The organism is Nocardia glycosmidis, assembly GCF_052545115.1.
In genome coordinates this window covers 1-16,523 of record NZ_JBQWRH010000033.1, presented here as the reverse complement: position 1 = coordinate 16,523, position 16,523 = coordinate 1, and the positions used below count along the sequence as shown (strand labels likewise).

The window sequence follows — 16,523 nt, the reverse complement described above, 5'->3', positions numbered from 1 at the left end:
AGGGGGAGGGCCGGTACCCGTCGACCGCGTGGCCGACCCGACCCGACCTTGGGAGCCGTTGTGACTCGCTCATTTGCCGATCGCCATATCGGAGCCGACCGGGACGAACTGTCCCGGATCCTGGATGTCGTCGGCGTGCCGTCGCTCGACGAGCTGGCGGCCAGGGCGCTGCCCGCGGGCATCCTGGACCGTGATGGCCTGACCGGACTGCCTCCGGCGGCCACCGAGCACGAGGTGCTCACCGAACTCGCCGCACTCGCGAAGACCAACACCGTGGCCACCACGATGATCGGCCTCGGGTACTACGACACGCTGACCCCACCGGTGCTCGTGCGAAATCTGCTGGAGAACCCGGCCTGGTACACGGCCTACACCCCCTACCAGCCCGAGATCAGCCAGGGCAGGCTCGAGGCGCTGCTCAACTTCCAGACCATGGTCTCGCAGCTGACCGGCCTGGACGTCGCCAACGCATCCATGCTGGACGAGGCGACTGCGGCTGCCGAGGCGATGACACTGCTGCGGCGCGCCAGTAGATCGAAGTCCGGACGGCTGCTCGTCGACAGCGATCTGTTCCCACAGACCAGAACAGTGCTGTACACCAGGGCCGAGCCGCTGGGCCTGGAGATCGTCGAGGCGGACCTGTCCAGCGGCGTGCTGCCCGACGGAGAGTTCTTCGGTCTGCTGGCGCAGACACCGGGGGCCTGCGGCCGCGTCATGGACTGGACCGGCGTCATCGCCGCGGCGCACGAACGCGGAGCACTCGTCGCGATCGGCGCCGACCTGCTGGCGATGACGCTGATCACGCCGCCGGGTGAACAGGGCGCCGACGTGTGCTTCGGTACGACCCAGCGTTTCGGTGTCCCGCTCGGCTTCGGCGGCCCGCACGCCGGATACCTCGCGGTCCGTCACGCGCAGGCCCGCCAGCTGCCCGGTCGTCTGGTCGGCGTCTCGGTGGACGCCGACGGCGACATCGCCTACCGGCTCGCGCTGCAAACGCGCGAGCAGCACATTCGCCGGGAGAAGGCGACCTCCAACATCTGCACCGCGCAGGTGCTGCTGGCCATCGTGGCCGCGATGTACGCCGCCTACCACGGCGCCGACGGTCTGCGCGCCATCGCCCGCCGGGTGCACCGGCACGCCGCGGCGATCGCGCGCGGGCTGGACGGCGCGATCGTGCACGACAGCTTCTTCGACACGGTGCTCGCGCACGTGCCCGGCGGCGCGGAAGCCGTTGTGGCGAAAGCGAAGTCGCGCGGGATAAACCTGCGCCTGGTCGATGCCGACCATGTGGGCATCGCCTGCGACGAGGCGACTACCGACGCGCATGTCGCGGCCGTGCTCGAATCCTTCGGTACCGCACTGCCGCTCGAGCCGGGAGCGCCCGCGCCCGTCGCCTCGATCGAGAACCGGACCTCGGCGTATCTGACCCATTCCGCGTTCACGAAATACCACACCGAGACGGCCATGCTGCGCTACCTGCGCGCGCTCTCCGACAAGGACATCGCGCTGGATCGCAGTATGATTCCGCTCGGTTCCTGCACGATGAAACTCAACGCCACCGCGGAGATGGAAGCCATCACCTGGCCGGGCTTCGCCCGGGTGCACCCGTACGCGCCGGTGGAAGATGCGCCCGGTCTGCTGCAGGTGATCGCGGACCTGGAACGCTGGCTGTCCGACATCACCGGCTACGACTCGGTGAGCTTGCAGCCCAACGCGGGCAGCCAGGGCGAGTATGCCGGGCTGCTGGCGATCCGCCGCTACCATCTCGACCGCGGCGACACCCATCGCGACACCTGTCTGATCCCGTCCAGCGCACACGGCACCAACGCGGCGTCGGCGGCCATGGCAGGGTTGCGCGTGGAAGTGGTGCGGTGCCGCGACAACGGGGACGTCGACCTGGATGACCTGCGCGCCAAAATCGCCGACCATGCCGATCGGCTGGCCTGCATCATGATCACCTACCCGTCCACGCACGGTGTCTACGAGCACGAGGTCGCACAGTTGTGCGCACTGGTGCACGACGCCGGCGGCCAGGTCTACGTCGACGGCGCGAATCTGAATGCCTTGGTGGGTCTGGCCCGGCCCGGCCGGTTCGGCGGCGACGTGAGTCACCTGAACCTGCACAAGACGTTCTGCATTCCGCACGGCGGCGGCGGTCCCGGTGTCGGTCCGGTCGCAGTGCGCGCGCACCTGGCGCGGTACCTGCCCGGCGATCCGCTGGAAGCGGGATCGCACGCGGTGTCGGCGGCGAAGTACGGTTCGGCCTCCATCCTGCCGATCACCTGGGCCTATATCCGTATGATGGGCGCCGACGGCCTGCGCAAGGCCACGCTGTCGGCGGTGGCGTCGGCGAACTACATCGCGCGCCGGCTCGACGCGTACTTCCCGGTGCTCTACAGCGGTGAGCACGGCATGGTGGCGCACGAGTGCATCCTGGACCTGCGCGGCATCACCAAGCAGAGCGGCGTCACCGTCGACGATGTGGCCAAACGCCTGGCCGATTACGGATTCCACGCGCCGACGATGAGTTTCCCTGTGGCAGGCACGCTCATGGTGGAGCCCACCGAAAGCGAAAACCTCGCCGAGTTGGACGATTTCATCGAGGCGATGATCGCCATCCGCGCGGAGATCGACCAGGTCGCCGCAGGTGTATGGCCGGTAGCCGACAACCCGCTGCGCTGCGCGCCGCACACCGCGGCGTCCCTGGTCGGGGAGTGGGAACACCCCTACAGCCGGGAAGTCGCCGTCTATCCGCGCGGCCTGGGGCACCCCAGAGCGAAGGTGTGGCCGCCGGTGCGCCGGATCGACGGCGCCTACGGTGACCGGAACCTGGTGTGCTCGTGCCCGCCCCTGGACGCGTACCGGGGCTGAGTCCGGCAGGCCACCTGGCCGCCCCGGCGTGCGGGCCGGTCCGCCGCCGGTGTGGCCGCAGGTCGCGGTGCCCAGCGCCGTCGGTGTGACCACGGCCGGAGCCATGGTCCTCGAGCGCGCGGACACCGCGTGAGTGGTCGCGGGCCGCGGCGTGCGGGGCGGTCTACGGAGTGGTGAGCGCTTTGACGACGGCCGAGCCGAACCCGAGGTCGTTGGAGGTGGTCAGGCGGGTGTAGCTGCCGCCGGTCTCCCGCGCGAGCGCCTGGAGGGTCTGGGTGCCGTTGCCGCCGAGCACGATTACGTCGATGCGGACCGGGCGGGTCGGGTCGACGGCGGCGGTGATGCCGGCGGCCAGTTGGGGGCCGGTGACTGTGGAATCGTCGTCGGGCCCGTCGGTGATCAGCAGCACCGAATTGGTGCGGCTCGGCGCGTAACCGGAAACGGCGCTCTTGTACGCGGCGATCAGGGATGGATACGCCCCGTCGGAGCGGCTTTCGCTGGGACGCAGGGTGCCCAGCGCGGTAGCGATCTTCGTGCGCTGGTCGTCGGTGAGCGTGGCGGTGGCCGCGGCCACCTCGTAGGGGCTGGTGCGGTCGAGGTTCTTGCCGAACGCCCATACGCCGAGGCCGAATTCGGGCGGCATGACGGTCATGGTGGAGTTGAGGGCGGCGATGACATTCGCCAATCGCGTCGCGGCGCCCTCGGTGGTTCCCATCGATGCCGACACGTCGACCAGGACCGTGGATCGCACTCCCAGAACAGGATTCGCCAGGGTGGTGCGCACCTTGTCGAGCGCGCCGCGCGCCGGTGCGACGTTCGGCGCCTGCGGCGCGCTCGCGAAACCGGCCGCGGCGAATGCCTGTGCCTGCTCCGGCTTGCGCAGGTAGTCGGTGAAGCGCCCGGCGATCAGGTTCTGTGTCTTGTCCACCCACGCTCCGGACATCAGCGCGGCAGGGTAGTCCGCCGTCGGTGCCGAGCCGGCGGGCCGGAACACGGCGAGGCCGGGCTGCGCTTTCACTTGCTGCTCAGTAACAGCCACGGCGTGCACCGGTGCGTTCCGCGCCGCGATCGCAGTCAGAGCGGCCGTGGTGTCCGAGGCTTGCGGGGCGTCGACGGCCAGCCCGGATACCGCGGCGACGACTTGACCGGATCGCGCGGCATCCGCGCTGAGCGGGTCGGTGCCCGAGACCGCGGACCCGACCGCGGTGGCCGCGGCCAGCGTGGCATCACCGGGCGGCACCGCCATGCGCAGGCCACCCCAGCCGGACAGCCCGAGTTCACTCAGCGACCCCTGTTGCAGACGTGGCAGATCAGCCCAGGAGGTTTCGGCCTGCTCCAGCGCGCTGCGCAGTTCTTCCGGCACCGCGAGCACGACCGGGCTCGCGGCCACCGGGACGGGAGTGCCCTCGATCAATCCGGGTACCCGCATGGATTCGATGGAACGGGTCGAATCGGCGATCCACAGCGCGGGTTGCGGGCCGAGTGCCGGATCCCACGGCTTTCCGCTGGTGAACGCGGCGACGATCGCCGAGGACGGCTGCGCGGCCACCGCGACCTCCGCGCAGTGGTCGCGGATCTTCGGCCGGGTCGCGTTGTAGCTGTCCGCGACCAGCCGCACCTGCGCCGCGATGCTCGGATCGGCGATCACGTGCAGTGTCGCGGGACCTTCGACGCATTCGGCGGCCGCCGCACTGTCCTGATCGGCCGCGCGATCCCGCAGCTGGAACCAGCCGACGACTATCGCGGCCAGCAACGCAACGGCAACCACTGCGATAACCGGACCTTTGCTGACGCCTCGGGATCTGGTTCCGCTGCGATGAGTGCCCACGCGCTCAGTGTATGGTTACCCGCACCGAGCGGGCCCGGCGAGGCTTTCCGCTCGAGCATGCGGTACGGCTGGATGCCGCGTTCCGCCACCGCCGCGCCGGGCCGGTGTGACGGCTGCTCAGGGCCGAATCACCCGCCCGCGGTCGAACTCGTGGCCACCCCAGACGCCGGATTGTCCGGTGCGCGCAGCGAATTCACCGCACGCGTCGCGGATCGGGCAGCTCGCGCAGACTTCTCGCGCGTAGTCGAAGTCCTGCGAGGGGTACGGAAACCAGGCCTCGTGGTTCGGGTCGCCACGGCAGGCCGCCCGGTGCCATCCCCGGGCATCCGAGAGCGGGAGCAGGTCGGCCAGGGTCGATTCCGTGCCGGCGGTAGTGTCGGTGCGGATCATCACGATCCTCTCCTTCCTCGGGTCAGGTGGCGGCGAGCTGCTTCCAGATCCGCCGCTGCTGCCGGACCCGGTGGGTGGGTGCTTTCGGTTCCCAGAGCAGGCGCATGCCCGCCTCCTGCGGGGTGCGGTCGGCCTTGGCGGTATTGCACGGAGCACAGCAGGCCACCAGGTTGCTCCAGGTGTTCGGACCGCCGCGCGACCGGGGCCGGATGTGATCCACCGTGCGGGCCCGGCCCGCGCAGTAGCCGCATCGCTGGTTGTCGCGGCGAAGCACACCCGCCAAGGTGGCCTTGCTTTCGTCGCCGACCAGCACGGTGTGCGTCAGGTGCACGTACCGCAGCAACCGAATCGTCTGCGGCAGAGCGAGTTCCACGCGCCGCGACCGAATCGGAAAGTGTGGCTGGTGGTCGGCGATCGACTCCGCGGCTCCCGCGGCGAGCAGCACCACGGCGCGGTCGGCCTTGATCTCGTCGAGCGCCTCGTAGGAGGCGTTCAGGACGAGAACTCCGGTGTGTATCCAGTTGTCGGCGGTCACCACCGCCGGGTCGGCGGCACGGCGCAACGTCATGGGAATCACCATGTTTCGTGGAATCGAGCGAAGAAGAAGAGCTCACAAGAGAGAGGAATGCGGTGTCAGCCGACGGCCTGGAGGCGGCTGTTGTCCGGTTCGCTGTGCCGCGCACTCATCGGCTCGCCGAACGCGTCGCCCACGGTCGAAAACCGCGTCTGCTCGACATTTGTTCGCTTGGTCGTCTCCGGAATCACTGCCGCTCCTCCTCTCGCTGCTCGGCGACCACCCTCGATGCGGTGGTCATCGTCGAAACACATGGTGGCACAGCGCACCTGCTGTTGTCGGGTGATTTTTCGCGGTCCGGGCGGTGCCGCCAGGTCAGACCGGGCGCAGTTCGGCAGCGCCGAAGGAGACGTCGAATCGGTCGCACCAGATGGCGACGCTGGTCAACCGGGCGAGGTCGGTGTCGGCCGGAAGGGGGTAGTTCTGGTTGCCTCGGTTGCCTCTGAGCTTGCCCAGGTCGGTGTGCACGCCGTCGTCGAAGACGAACCACCCGTCGCGGCCCTCGCGCACCGGCGCGTCGGTGAGCCAGACGTGCAGGTCCGGGCCGTCGGAAGTATCGAGGTCTTCCAGACGCAGCACACGGGCGCCGTCCGGCAACTGCAAGACCACGACCGTGCCCGCCGTCGCGTGCTCATGCGAGACGAACGTGCCGCGGGCGATCGCGCGGGGCTGCGGTACCTCTGTGCCGGGTTCTGGACCAGGGGAGACCGACGGCGCCGCCTCCTGGACAGTGGTATCGGTGAACAACCGCCACGGCTGGAACAACGCAAGGCCCGCGCCGAGCCCGGCTACCACCAGCACAGCGACGATCCAGGTGATCGGCGAACGAGCGATCCTGCGTGCGGACACCATGGCATCTCCTCGGACGGCGTTGCGTGACCTGCGGATTCATTCTGCCCGGAAGTCCGTGCCGGCACCGGATGATGAGCAGAGGCTCCGGGACGAAAATCGGTCGCCGCGATCGCTGAACATTCCGAGCCGTACCTCGAACCGGCCACACGATAGGATCAGTGGGCTGCGCGGCCGACCGCCGACGGCCGCAAGACCCGCCGGGCGACGGACCCGTTCACCACGGCGTGGCGCACATGGATGGGGCGCAGGAGCTGGATAACCCCGCCACGCGGTGGCACTACTACCCGCGGGTAACCTGGCAGTGTTTCCCACTTGGCTTTCTCGGAAGTGAGGCAATAGATGACAGAGCGGATTCAGGTCGGCGGGCTCCAGGTGGCCAGCGTTCTACACGAGTTCGTCGAGAACGAGGCGCTGCCCGGCACCGGCGTCGATTCCGCCGCGTTCTGGGCCGGCGCCGAACAGGTCATCAACGATCTCGCTCCGCGCAACCTCGCCCTGCTCGCCGAACGCGACGAGATCCAGGGCAAGGTCGACGCCTGGCATGCCGAGCATCCCGGCGCCGACTACGACCGGGCCGCCTACAAGAACTTCCTGACCGAGATCGGCTATCTGCGGCCCGAGCCCGCCGATTTCCAGGTCACCACCCAGAACGTCGATGACGAGATCGCCGTCACCGCGGGCCCGCAGCTGGTGGTGCCGGTCATGAACGCCCGCTTCGCGATCAACGCCGCGAATGCCCGCTGGGGCTCGCTCTACGATGCGCTTTACGGCACCGACGCCATCTCCGAGGCCAACGGCGCGGAGAAGGGCGCCGGCTACAACAGGGTGCGCGGCGACAAGGTCATCGAGTGGGCGCGCAACTTCCTCGACGACTCGGTCACGCTGATCACCGGTTCGCATATCGGCTCGACGTCCTACACGATCGTCGACGGGGAGCTGGAGGTCGGCCTGGAGGACGGCACCAGCATCGGTCTGGCCGACGCTTCGCAACTGGTCGGCTACCTGGGTGATCCGGAGTCGCCGAGTTCGGTGCTGCTCAAGCACAACGGCCTGCACATCGAGATCCAGATCGACCCCCGGTCGCCGATCGGCGGCACCGACACCGCGGGTGTCAAAGACATCGTGCTGGAGTCCGCGGTCACCACCATCATGGACTTCGAGGACTCGGTCGCCGCCGTCGACGCCGAGGACAAGGTGCTCGGCTACCACAACTGGCTCGGCCTGATGAAGGGTGATCTCGCCGAGAAGGTCACCAAGGGCGAGAAGACCTTCACCCGTGTCATGAATCCCGACCGGGTGTACACCGCGCCCGCCGGCGGTGAGCTGGTGCTGCCCGGGCGCTCGCTGCTGTTCGTGCGCAATGTCGGTCACCTGATGACCTCCGACGCGATCCTCGACGCCGAGGGCAACGAGGTCCCCGAGGGCATCATGGACGGGTTGCTCACCTCGCTGATCGCCAAGCACAGCCTGGGCGCCGACGCGAAGCTGAAGAACAGCCGCACCGGCTCGGTCTACATCGTGAAGCCGAAGATGCACGGCCCCGACGAGGTCGCGTTCACCGACGACCTGTTCGGCCGGATCGAGGACGTCCTCGGCCTGGAGCGCAACACCCTCAAAGTCGGCATCATGGATGAGGAACGCCGCACCACGGTGAATCTGCGGGCGTGTATCCAGGCGGCCGCCGAGCGTGTCGTGTTCATCAACACCGGCTTCCTCGACCGCACCGGCGACGAGATCCATACGTCCATGGCGGCCGGGCCGATGGTCCGCAAGGCCGACATGAAGTCCGAGCAGTGGATCCTGTCCTACGAGGACTGGAACGTCGACACCGGCCTGGCCGCGGGTCTGGCCGGTAAGGCGCAGATCGGCAAGGGTATGTGGGCCATGCCGGACCTGATGGCCGACATGCTCGCGCAGAAGATCGGCCACCCGCGTGCAGGCGCTACCACCGCTTGGGTGCCTTCGCCGACCGCGGCCACCTTGCACGCGACGCATTACCACTTGGTCGACGTGTTCAAGCGGCAGCAGCAGATCGCCAAGGGCGGCCGCCGCGCCACCGTCGACCAGATCCTGGAGATCCCGCTGGCCGCCACGCCGAACTGGACCGACGAGGAAAAGCGCCAAGAGTTGGATAACAACTCGCAGTCGATCCTCGGCTACGTGGTGCGCTGGATCGACCAGGGCGTCGGCTGCTCCAAGGTGCCCGACATCAAGGATGTCGCGCTCATGGAAGACCGTGCGACCCTGCGTATTTCCAGCCAGCTGATGGCGAACTGGCTGCGCCACGGCGTCGTCACCGCCGACGACGTGGTGGCCAGCTTGGAGCGGATGGCACCCGTCGTGGACCGGCAGAACGCCGGTGATCCGAACTACCGGGCCATGGCGTCGGACTTCGCGGGCAGCATCGCCTTCCAGGCGGCGAAGGAACTGATCCTGGCGGGCACCAAGCAGCCCAACGGATACACCGAGCCGATCCTGCACCGGCGGCGGCGCGAGGCGAAGGCCCTGGCCCGCGTCTAGGGTCGCCCTGTTGCGAATCCCCCGGCGGCCGGGGGATTCGCGCTTCCGGTGCGATCACGACGCTGTCGTCAACGACGTTCGGTCACTGCGCCAGGTCGCCGAAGGTCTCGTCCAGGCTGCTCGCCGTGGCGGCTCGGGTGACCCAGTCGGTGAGGCGATCGGTGTCGGTGCACGCGGCGATCTCGGCGGCCAGTACTGCGGGGACGTCGAATCCGCGGGCGCGGAGCATGGCCAGCAACGCTTTGGCTTCACCTTTCGCTTCACCTTTGGCTTCGCCTTCGGCCACGCCGTCGGCGTGCAGCTGATTGAAGAATTCGCTGTAGTACGGGGACGTGTCGGTTTTCATCAGCATCTCCAGGAAGTGCCGGGCCGCTGCCTTCGGCAGTGCAGCCAATACCAGGTCAATGTACCTTTTGCCATCGGCGGTGTGGTGTGCCGTCGCGGCGAGGGCGGTGAGAATCGAGTCGCGGTCGGGGGCGGTGCGATGAGCGATGGCGGACAGGGCGGCCAGATCGGGGCGCTCGAGTGCGGTGTCGGTATCGCTGACCACCGGCACGTTGGCCGGGCTGAGCACCATCGGCGAAAGGGTGAATCCGGGAGCGACGGTGATCGGACGGCGGCAATGCCCGGCTGCGCGTTCGTTGGGACAGACCACGACCAGCAGTACCAGGCATCGCAGGCGGGCACGAAGGGTGGTCAGGTAGACCGGCCAGCTCCAGGTTTTGTCCTCGTCGCGCTGGAGTTGCACCTCGACGACGATCCCGAGTACCGGGAGGGTGGCGGCGGTGAGGGTGACGACCAGATCGGCGCGATACTCGGTCGGCTCGATATCCGGTAAGTCGCCGGAGTCGACCCGTGCGTGATCGAACTCGGGAAGTGCTAGTCCGAGGGTGGAGGTCAGAAGATAGGCGACCAAAGTTGGTCTGCGCCGGATCAATTCGATGAGAACTTCGTGGACCGACGAGGGCATGCCGTGCACGGTACCGAAGGCCACTGACAGGTGCGGGTGGCGTGGGTCACCATCGAACGGCGATGTCCGGCGGCGCTCGATCCACCGGACGGATCGGTATCTACCGCACTGTCAGTCCCGGTGACCGGAACCGATTCGCGCGGCTGCGTCCGAGGCCAGCAGTTCGTCGCAGACGCCGAGGAAGGTCCGGCGTAACTCAGCTGCTCGATCGGCCAGCGTGGACTGTGCGCGGACGTACTCCGCGCGGCCCGCGGGGGTTTCGATGCGGACCGGCTCATAGCCGTACCGGGACAGGTCGTAGGGGCTGGCGCGCATGTCGAGTTCGCGGGCCGCGCAAGCCATCTCGAAGCAGTCCAGCAGCAGCTCCGAGGAGATCAGTGGGACCAGCTTGAAGCCCCACTTGTACAAGTCCATGTTCGCGTGCAGGCAGCCGGGCTGTTCCCGGCGGAGCTGGTCGGCGCGCGTCAGCGGTTCGGCATTGCGGCCGACGGCTTCTGGGGTGAAGAAACGGTAGGCGTCGAAATGCGTGCAGCGCAAGGACATCGACTCGACCACAGCATCGGTGCCCGTCCGACCGAGCCGCAACGGCAGCTGCTGGTGGCGGATGTCGTCGGTGCGATACACCATCGCCCACTCGTGCAGGCCGAAACAGGACAGCTGCCTGGGTCTGGATGCGCTGGCGCGCAGCAGATTCGTGATGAACGCGAGGGTGTCGTAGCGCTTGGCCAGATAGCCGGGGTCGGCGGTCAAGACATTGCCGGGTGCGGTATCGCTCGAACCGATCGCCTGACCGTCCATTGTGACGTGATGATACCCGCGGGCGCCGTCGTACTCGGCCGCGTCGGCGAGCGCGACGCCGTATCCGGGGTGCCAGCGGCGCAGCTGGGCGGGTTTGTGACCGTAGTAGGTGAACGAGAAGTCGATCACCGGATGCGACGAGCCTTGTGCCCGGCGTTCGAGATACGGGCCCACCAGATCATCGAGCCGGGCCCGGTGCGCCGCGGCCACCGCCCGCCATCGCGAAGCGGGTAATACCCGAATGGTCACGCCGGCACTCGGGAGCATCCGCCGCCGCAACGCGATGCCGAGGCCGTCATTCGATCACCCGGTGCGTGACATCTCGGACGGTGCCGACGAACTCTTCCACCAAGTCCTCCAAGGCGACGATGCCGGTGGTGTTGCCGCGCTCGTCCACCACCCGGCCGAGGTGGCTGTTGGTACGGCGCAGTCGGGCCAGCGCTTCGTAGAGCGTGGTGCCCATGCTGACGGTCGGCAACGGGCGGATATCGGTGCGCGGGATCGGCGTCGCGGGACCGGCGCTTTCGTCGGCGACCTTGTCGAGGACGTCCTTGACGTGCAGATAGCCGACCAGCGATCCATCGTTCGCCCGCACCGGGTATCGGGAGAACCCGGTTTCCGCGACCGCGGATTCGATATCGCCGAGCGTCGTCCCGTTGCCGCGCAGGGGAACCGACCGTGCCGACTCGAGCGACACCATCACGTCGGCGACCACCCGCTCGCTCGTGCCGAGCGCCTGGGTGAGGCGCCGGTGCTCCTCCTCGTCGAGCAGGCCCTCCGAGCGCGACTCGCCGATCATCTCGGCCAGCTCGACCATCGACACGGTGGCCTCGAGCTCGTCCTTCGGTTCGATCCGCAGCAGTCGCAACGACAGGTTCGCGGCCAGGTTGTAGAGGGCGATGAGCGGCCGGGCCAGTCGCAGCCACACCAGGTGCACCGGAACCAGCAGCAACGCACTGCGTTCCGGACCGGCCAGCGCGATGTTCTTCGGAATCATCTCGCCGAACAGGATGTGCAGGATGACCACGATGGTCAGCGCGATGGCGAACGCAACCGGGTGCAGCAGCTGCTCGGGCAGGCCGATCAGCGCGAACGGGCCCTCCAGCAGATGCGCGACGGCGGGTTCGCCGACGCGTCCGAGCAGGATCGAGCAGATGGTGATGCCCAGCTGGGCGGCAGCGAGCATCATCGAGAGATTCTCGCCCGCCCGGATCACGGTGTTCGCGTTGCGTTTGCCCTGCGCGGCCAGCGCTTCCAGCCGGTCGCGCCGGGCGGAGATGAGGGCGAACTCGGCGGCGACGAAAAAAGCGTTGCCGCCGAGCAGCACAATCGTGAGCAGCACGCCGAAGACGTCACCCATGGCTGTGCTCCCAGGTGGCAAGGGTGCCGGCGGCGACCGGGATCAGGCGCACCCGGTCGATGCGCCGCCCGTCCATCCTTTCCACCCGGGCGATCCAGCCACCCGCGTGCCGATCGTCGGTCGTGGACCACTGCTGCGAGCGGGGATTCGGCAGCGTGATCTCGTCACCGGCCATCGGGATGCGGCCCAGCTTGGTCAGGACCAGGCCGCCAAGGGTCTCGTACTCGCCCTCCGGGGCGTCGTATCCGGTTGCCCGGGAGACTTCGTCGATGCGCAGCAGGCCCGAACAGTCCCAGCCGTCCGAGACCCGCCGCACGTCGCGCTCCTGCTCGTCGTGCTCGTCGCGGACGTCGCCGAGGATCTCCTCGATGATGTCCTCCATGGTGACCAGGCCCGCGGTTCCGCCGTATTCGTCCACGACGAGGGCGACCTGCATGCCGTCGGCGCGGACCCGTTCGAGCACCTCGTCGCCGTCCAGGCTCGCGGGCACGATCGGGACCGGGCGGGCGAGCATGTGCAACGGGTGCGTCCGGCGCCGGCCGGCCGGATGCGTGAATGCCTGCTTGACGTGGACGAAGCCGAGGGTGTTGTCGAGGTCGCCGTCGATCACCGGGAACCGGGAGTAGCCGGTGCGCCCGGCTGCGGCGATGAGATCAGCGATGGTGTCGTCCTTGTCCAGCGATTCGATCGTCACCCGTGGCGTCATCAATTCCTCGGCGCTGCGTTCACCGAACTGCAGCGAGCGATCCATCACCTGGGCGGTGCGCTGATCGAGGGCCCCGCGCAGGGCCGAGGTGCGTACCAGAGAGCCGAGTTCTTGCGGCGAGCGAGCCGAGCGCAACTCCTCGGCGGGTTCCACGCCGAGCCTGCGGACCACCCAGTTGGCGGAACCGTTGAGGAAGTGGATCATCCACTTGAACACCACCGAGAACGTAACCATCGGACCAGCCGTGACGCGGGCGGTGGCCAGTGGCTCGGCGATGGCGATGTTCTTGGGTACCAGCTCGCCGTAGATCATCGACAGCGAAGTGGCCAGCACCAGGGCGAGCGTGAGGGCGATGCCGTGTCCGGCGGCGTCGCTCAGTCCGATGCCGGTGAACAGCGGCTTCAGTAGCTTCGCCAGCACCGGCTCGGCGATATAACCGGTGATCAGCGTGGTGATGGTGATGCCGAGCTGGGCGCCGGACAGCTGGAACGACAGCGTGCGGTGCGCCTTGCGGACCATCCGGGCGCGGACGTCACCGGTGCGGGCGTGTGCCTCGACGGTGCTGCGTTCCAGCGCGGTGAGGGAGAACTCGGCGGCGACGAACAGGGCGGTGCCGACCGTGAGAGCGATGAAGCCGATCAGACTGAGTACGGTGAACACGACGGGCATCGTCAGCACCACCTGATCGGTGCCGGGAAGTGACCGGTGCGGTGTAGGACTACGGTGCGGTGCGGGACTACTGCTGGATGGAGGACGCCGGGTTTGTCACCCGGCTCGATAGAGGAGCCCTCCTTTGCGGCGCCCTTGGACGCGGGTGACAACTGGATCCTTTCGCGAAGTCGTGGTGCCGGTATCCGGCAACCACTATGCTACCGGCCCACGCATCGGGTTGCGCGGGCCGGTCCGCTCCGGCGCGTGTCGGTGCTCACCACCCGCTGGGCAGCGGGCGTCCTTCGGCGAATCCGGCCGCCGACTGCACGCCCAGCACGGCTCGGTCGTGGAACTCGGCGAGCGTGCGCGCGCCGGCGTAGGTGCAGGCGCTGCGGACGCCGGAGCAGATGTGGTCGATGAGGTCCTCGACGCCGGGCCGCTCCGGATCCAGCCGCATCCGGGAGCTGGAGATGCCCTCTTCGAACAATGCCTTACGTGCTCGGTCGAATTCGCTGTCGGAGGCGGTGCGCGCGGCGACGGCCCGCTTGGACGCCATGCCGAAGCTCTCCTTGTACGCATTGCCGTCGCGGTCGACGCGCAGATCGCCCGGAGACTCGTAGGTGCCGGCGAACCAGGAGCCGATCATCACGTTCGACGCGCCCGCGGCCAGGGCGAGCGCGACATCGCGGGGATGACGGACGCCGCCGTCGGCCCAGACGTGCACGCCGAGTTCCTCGGCAGCAGCGGCGCACTCGGCCACCGCGGAGAACTGAGGTCGGCCGACGCCGGTCATCATCCGGGTGGTGCACATGGCGCCGGGGCCGACACCGACCTTGACGATGTCCGCGCCGGCCTCCGCCAGGTCCCGGGTGCCCTGGGCGGAGACCACGTTGCCCGCCGCCAGCGGGACGCCGAGACCGAGATCGCGCACCGCGGCCAGGGTTTCGAGCATTTTGGCCTGGTGGCCGTGCGCGGTGTCGATGACGAGCAGATCGGCGCCGGCGTCGACGAGGGATTTGGCTTTGGCGGCCACGTCGCCGTTGATGCCGATCGCGGCCGCGACGCGCAGCTTGCCCGCGGTGTCGACGGCGGGCTGGTAGATGCCCGCGCGCAGCGCCCCGGTGCGGGTCAGCACGCCGGTCAGGGTGCCGTCCGCGGCGGTGAGCACGGCGAAGTCGGCGTGCTCGACGTGCAGCAGGTCGAACAGCTCGCGCGGGGTGGTGCTGGCCGGTGCCCGCACGAAATCAGTGATCGCGACGTCGCGCAACCGGGCGAAGCGGTCGACATCGGCGCAGGCCGCCTCGGTGACCACGCCGACCGGACGCTCTCCGTCGACCACGACGACGGCGCCGTGCGCACGCTTGTGCATCAGCGCGACCGCTTCGGAGACCGAGCGGTCGGGGGCGAGGGTGACCGGAGTATCGACGGTGAGCGAGCGGCTCTTGACAAACGTGATGGTGTCGGCGGCCGCGGTGATCGGCAGATCCTGCGGCAGCACGACGAGCCCGCCGCGCCGCGCCACCGTCTCGGCCATTCTGCGTCCCGCGACAGCGGTCATATTCGCGACGACGATCGGGATGGTGGTGCCGGACCCGTCGGCCGTCGAGAGATCGACGTCGAAGCGTGACGCGACATCCGTCCGGTTCGGGACGAGGAAGATGTCGTCGTAAGTCAGGTCGTACGGCGGCTGATGACCGGGGAGAAAGCGCACTTGACCGATCATAATCGGGAGTTGACCGGCGCGGGCCGTCGTTGGATGCCGGATGCAGCGGCGTGCGCGCCGGGACGGCTCAGGCTTCCGCCTGCGAGCGGGACAGCGTGATCGTGGTGGCGCACATGACGATTACCGCGATCGCGGTGACCACCAGGCCGATGCTGTTCGTGCGCATTCTTTCGTCCAGCACGGCGATCCCGAGGAAGGCGGCGACCAGCGGCTCGGCGATTGTCACGGCGGGTAACGACGCGGCCAACGGCCCGGCCCGGAAGGCGCGTTGCTGGAGATAGACGCCGGTGCCGCCCGCCGCGATGAGCGCCCAGCTCTGCCAGCCGCCCAGTACCGCGCCGAGCCCGTGCTCGAACAGATCGGTGACATAGGAGGTGAGCGCGGCGGCCAGACCGTACAGCGAACCGCTCGCCGCGCCGAGGAGCAGCGCACGCCGCGCTGGGTCCGGCGCGGCGACGCCGCGCACTGCCGCGGCGACGATCAAGCCGAGCAGGCCGAGCAGCGGCAGTAGCCAATCCCGCACCGGCGCATCGGAATCGCCCGCGGTCGGATTGCCGACGAGCAGGAAGCACGCCAGCGCGGCGGTCAGCGCCAGCGCCGTCGCCCAGGTGCGGGGTGTGACGCGGCGGGCATTGAGTCGCGCCGACAGCGGCAGCGCGAACACCAGTGCGCTCACCAGAATCGGCTGCACCAGCAGCACCGCGCCCAGCGCGAGCGCGGCGACCTGCATGGCATATCCGCCCGCGTCTCCCACGATGCCCGCCCACCAGCGCGGATTGCGCAGCAACGAGCGGACCAGGGATTCCCCCTCCGGCACCGCGGCCGCCGCCCGCTGCTGCGCGACCGCGGCGACCGCGAACAGCAGCGCGGCGAGCAGGGCACAGAGGACGGCTGCGGCCGGATGCGTCGTCACACGGCTCAGTGTGCTCCGCGGATGCCACGCGGCGGTTGCTGAGATCGCACGGCGCGTCGCCGTGTCCGCCCTGCCGTGTCGCTGGGGGCAGGACGCGCGGCGCGGCGAGCGGTCCCGCTCGCGTCGGAGCTCCGGACGGGGCCGGCCTCGGTGGCGCGTGCCGCGCCATTGCCCGTCGCGGATGCGCCGGCGGCTTTCGCACCGCCGCGGCGAGCTGCCACCGACCCGTTGCCCCGGCCCGCTCCAGCGCGACCCCCGGACGGTGTCGTTTCATTCGCGCCGCGACCACTCGCCGCGGGCAGCTCTGCGCGCCGCCCTGGCTTCCGCCGTGCGGGCCTCGGCATGTCCGTGGCGCGGGTCGACCCGG

The 16,523-nt window shown here is 68.9% G+C and carries 13 protein-coding genes; 2 read left to right on the top strand and 11 right to left on the bottom strand.

Annotation, left to right across the window (positions count from 1 at the left end):
• Window positions 1-60 precede the first annotated feature (60 nt).
• Window positions 61-2,871: an aminomethyl-transferring glycine dehydrogenase gene (gcvP, locus tag ACT86A_RS26755; protein ID WP_445094994.1), complete on the top strand. Its 2,811-nt coding sequence runs from the start codon at window positions 61-63 to the stop codon at window positions 2,869-2,871.
• Window positions 2,872-3,034: 163 nt separating this feature from the next.
• On the opposite strand, the gene ACT86A_RS26750 is transcribed toward gcvP, so the two are convergent.
• The 5 genes from ACT86A_RS26750 to ACT86A_RS26730 form a co-directional block, all read right to left on the bottom strand.
• Window positions 3,035-4,639 (bottom strand): vWA domain-containing protein, encoded by a 1,605-nt coding sequence (locus ACT86A_RS26750; RefSeq protein WP_445094993.1) that lies wholly within the window; start codon window positions 4,637-4,639, stop codon window positions 3,035-3,037.
• A 177-nt stretch (window positions 4,640-4,816) separates the two neighbouring features.
• On the bottom strand, window positions 4,817-5,089 hold the full coding sequence (locus tag ACT86A_RS26745) for a WhiB family transcriptional regulator (protein WP_445095008.1): 273 nt from the start codon (window positions 5,087-5,089) through the stop codon (window positions 4,817-4,819).
• 22 nt (window positions 5,090-5,111) lie between these two features.
• A complete protein-coding gene (locus tag ACT86A_RS26740; RefSeq protein WP_445094992.1) occupies window positions 5,112-5,657 on the bottom strand; it encodes an HNH endonuclease in 546 nt (181 codons plus the stop codon).
• A gap of 65 nt (window positions 5,658-5,722) precedes the next feature.
• The gene (locus ACT86A_RS26735; RefSeq protein ID WP_445094991.1) at window positions 5,723-5,854 is read right to left on the bottom strand and encodes a hypothetical protein; all 132 of its coding nucleotides are present in this window, start codon (window positions 5,852-5,854) and stop codon (window positions 5,723-5,725) included.
• A 124-nt stretch (window positions 5,855-5,978) separates the two neighbouring features.
• Entirely contained in the window at window positions 5,979-6,515 is a 537-nt protein-coding gene (locus ACT86A_RS26730; protein WP_445094990.1) for a DM13 domain-containing protein, read from the bottom strand.
• Between the two features lie 339 nt (window positions 6,516-6,854).
• On the opposite strand from ACT86A_RS26730, the gene ACT86A_RS26725 reads away from it, so the two are divergent.
• Window positions 6,855-9,035: a malate synthase G gene (locus ACT86A_RS26725; protein ID WP_445094989.1), complete on the top strand. Its 2,181-nt coding sequence runs from the start codon at window positions 6,855-6,857 to the stop codon at window positions 9,033-9,035.
• 82 nt (window positions 9,036-9,117) lie between these two features.
• Here ACT86A_RS26725 and ACT86A_RS26720 read toward each other — a convergent pair whose 3' ends face one another.
• The 6 genes from ACT86A_RS26720 to ACT86A_RS26695 all read right to left on the bottom strand — a co-directional run bounded on the left by ACT86A_RS26720 (window position 9,118) and on the right by ACT86A_RS26695 (window position 16,156).
• Window positions 9,118-10,005, bottom strand: a complete 888-nt coding sequence (locus ACT86A_RS26720) for a hypothetical protein (RefSeq protein WP_445094988.1) — start codon at window positions 10,003-10,005, stop codon at window positions 9,118-9,120.
• A 111-nt stretch (window positions 10,006-10,116) separates the two neighbouring features.
• Window positions 10,117-11,070 (bottom strand): 3-methyladenine DNA glycosylase, encoded by a 954-nt coding sequence (locus tag ACT86A_RS26715; RefSeq protein ID WP_445094987.1) that lies wholly within the window; start codon window positions 11,068-11,070, stop codon window positions 10,117-10,119.
• A 28-nt stretch (window positions 11,071-11,098) separates the two neighbouring features.
• On the bottom strand, window positions 11,099-12,163 hold the full coding sequence (locus tag ACT86A_RS26710; RefSeq protein WP_445094986.1) for a hemolysin family protein: 1,065 nt from the start codon (window positions 12,161-12,163) through the stop codon (window positions 11,099-11,101).
• The gene (locus tag ACT86A_RS26705; RefSeq protein ID WP_445095007.1) at window positions 12,156-13,538 is read right to left on the bottom strand and encodes a hemolysin family protein; all 1,383 of its coding nucleotides are present in this window, start codon (window positions 13,536-13,538) and stop codon (window positions 12,156-12,158) included. Before ACT86A_RS26705 ends, ACT86A_RS26710 begins: the two co-directional genes overlap by 8 nt.
• Before the next feature lie 256 nt (window positions 13,539-13,794).
• Window positions 13,795-15,231, bottom strand: a complete 1,437-nt coding sequence (locus tag ACT86A_RS26700; RefSeq protein WP_445094985.1) for a GuaB1 family IMP dehydrogenase-related protein — start codon at window positions 15,229-15,231, stop codon at window positions 13,795-13,797.
• Between the two features lie 79 nt (window positions 15,232-15,310).
• Complete coding sequence (locus ACT86A_RS26695; protein ID WP_445094984.1) at window positions 15,311-16,156, bottom strand: DMT family transporter; 846 nt, start codon at window positions 16,154-16,156, stop codon at window positions 15,311-15,313.
• Window positions 16,157-16,523: the final 367 nt, after the last annotated feature.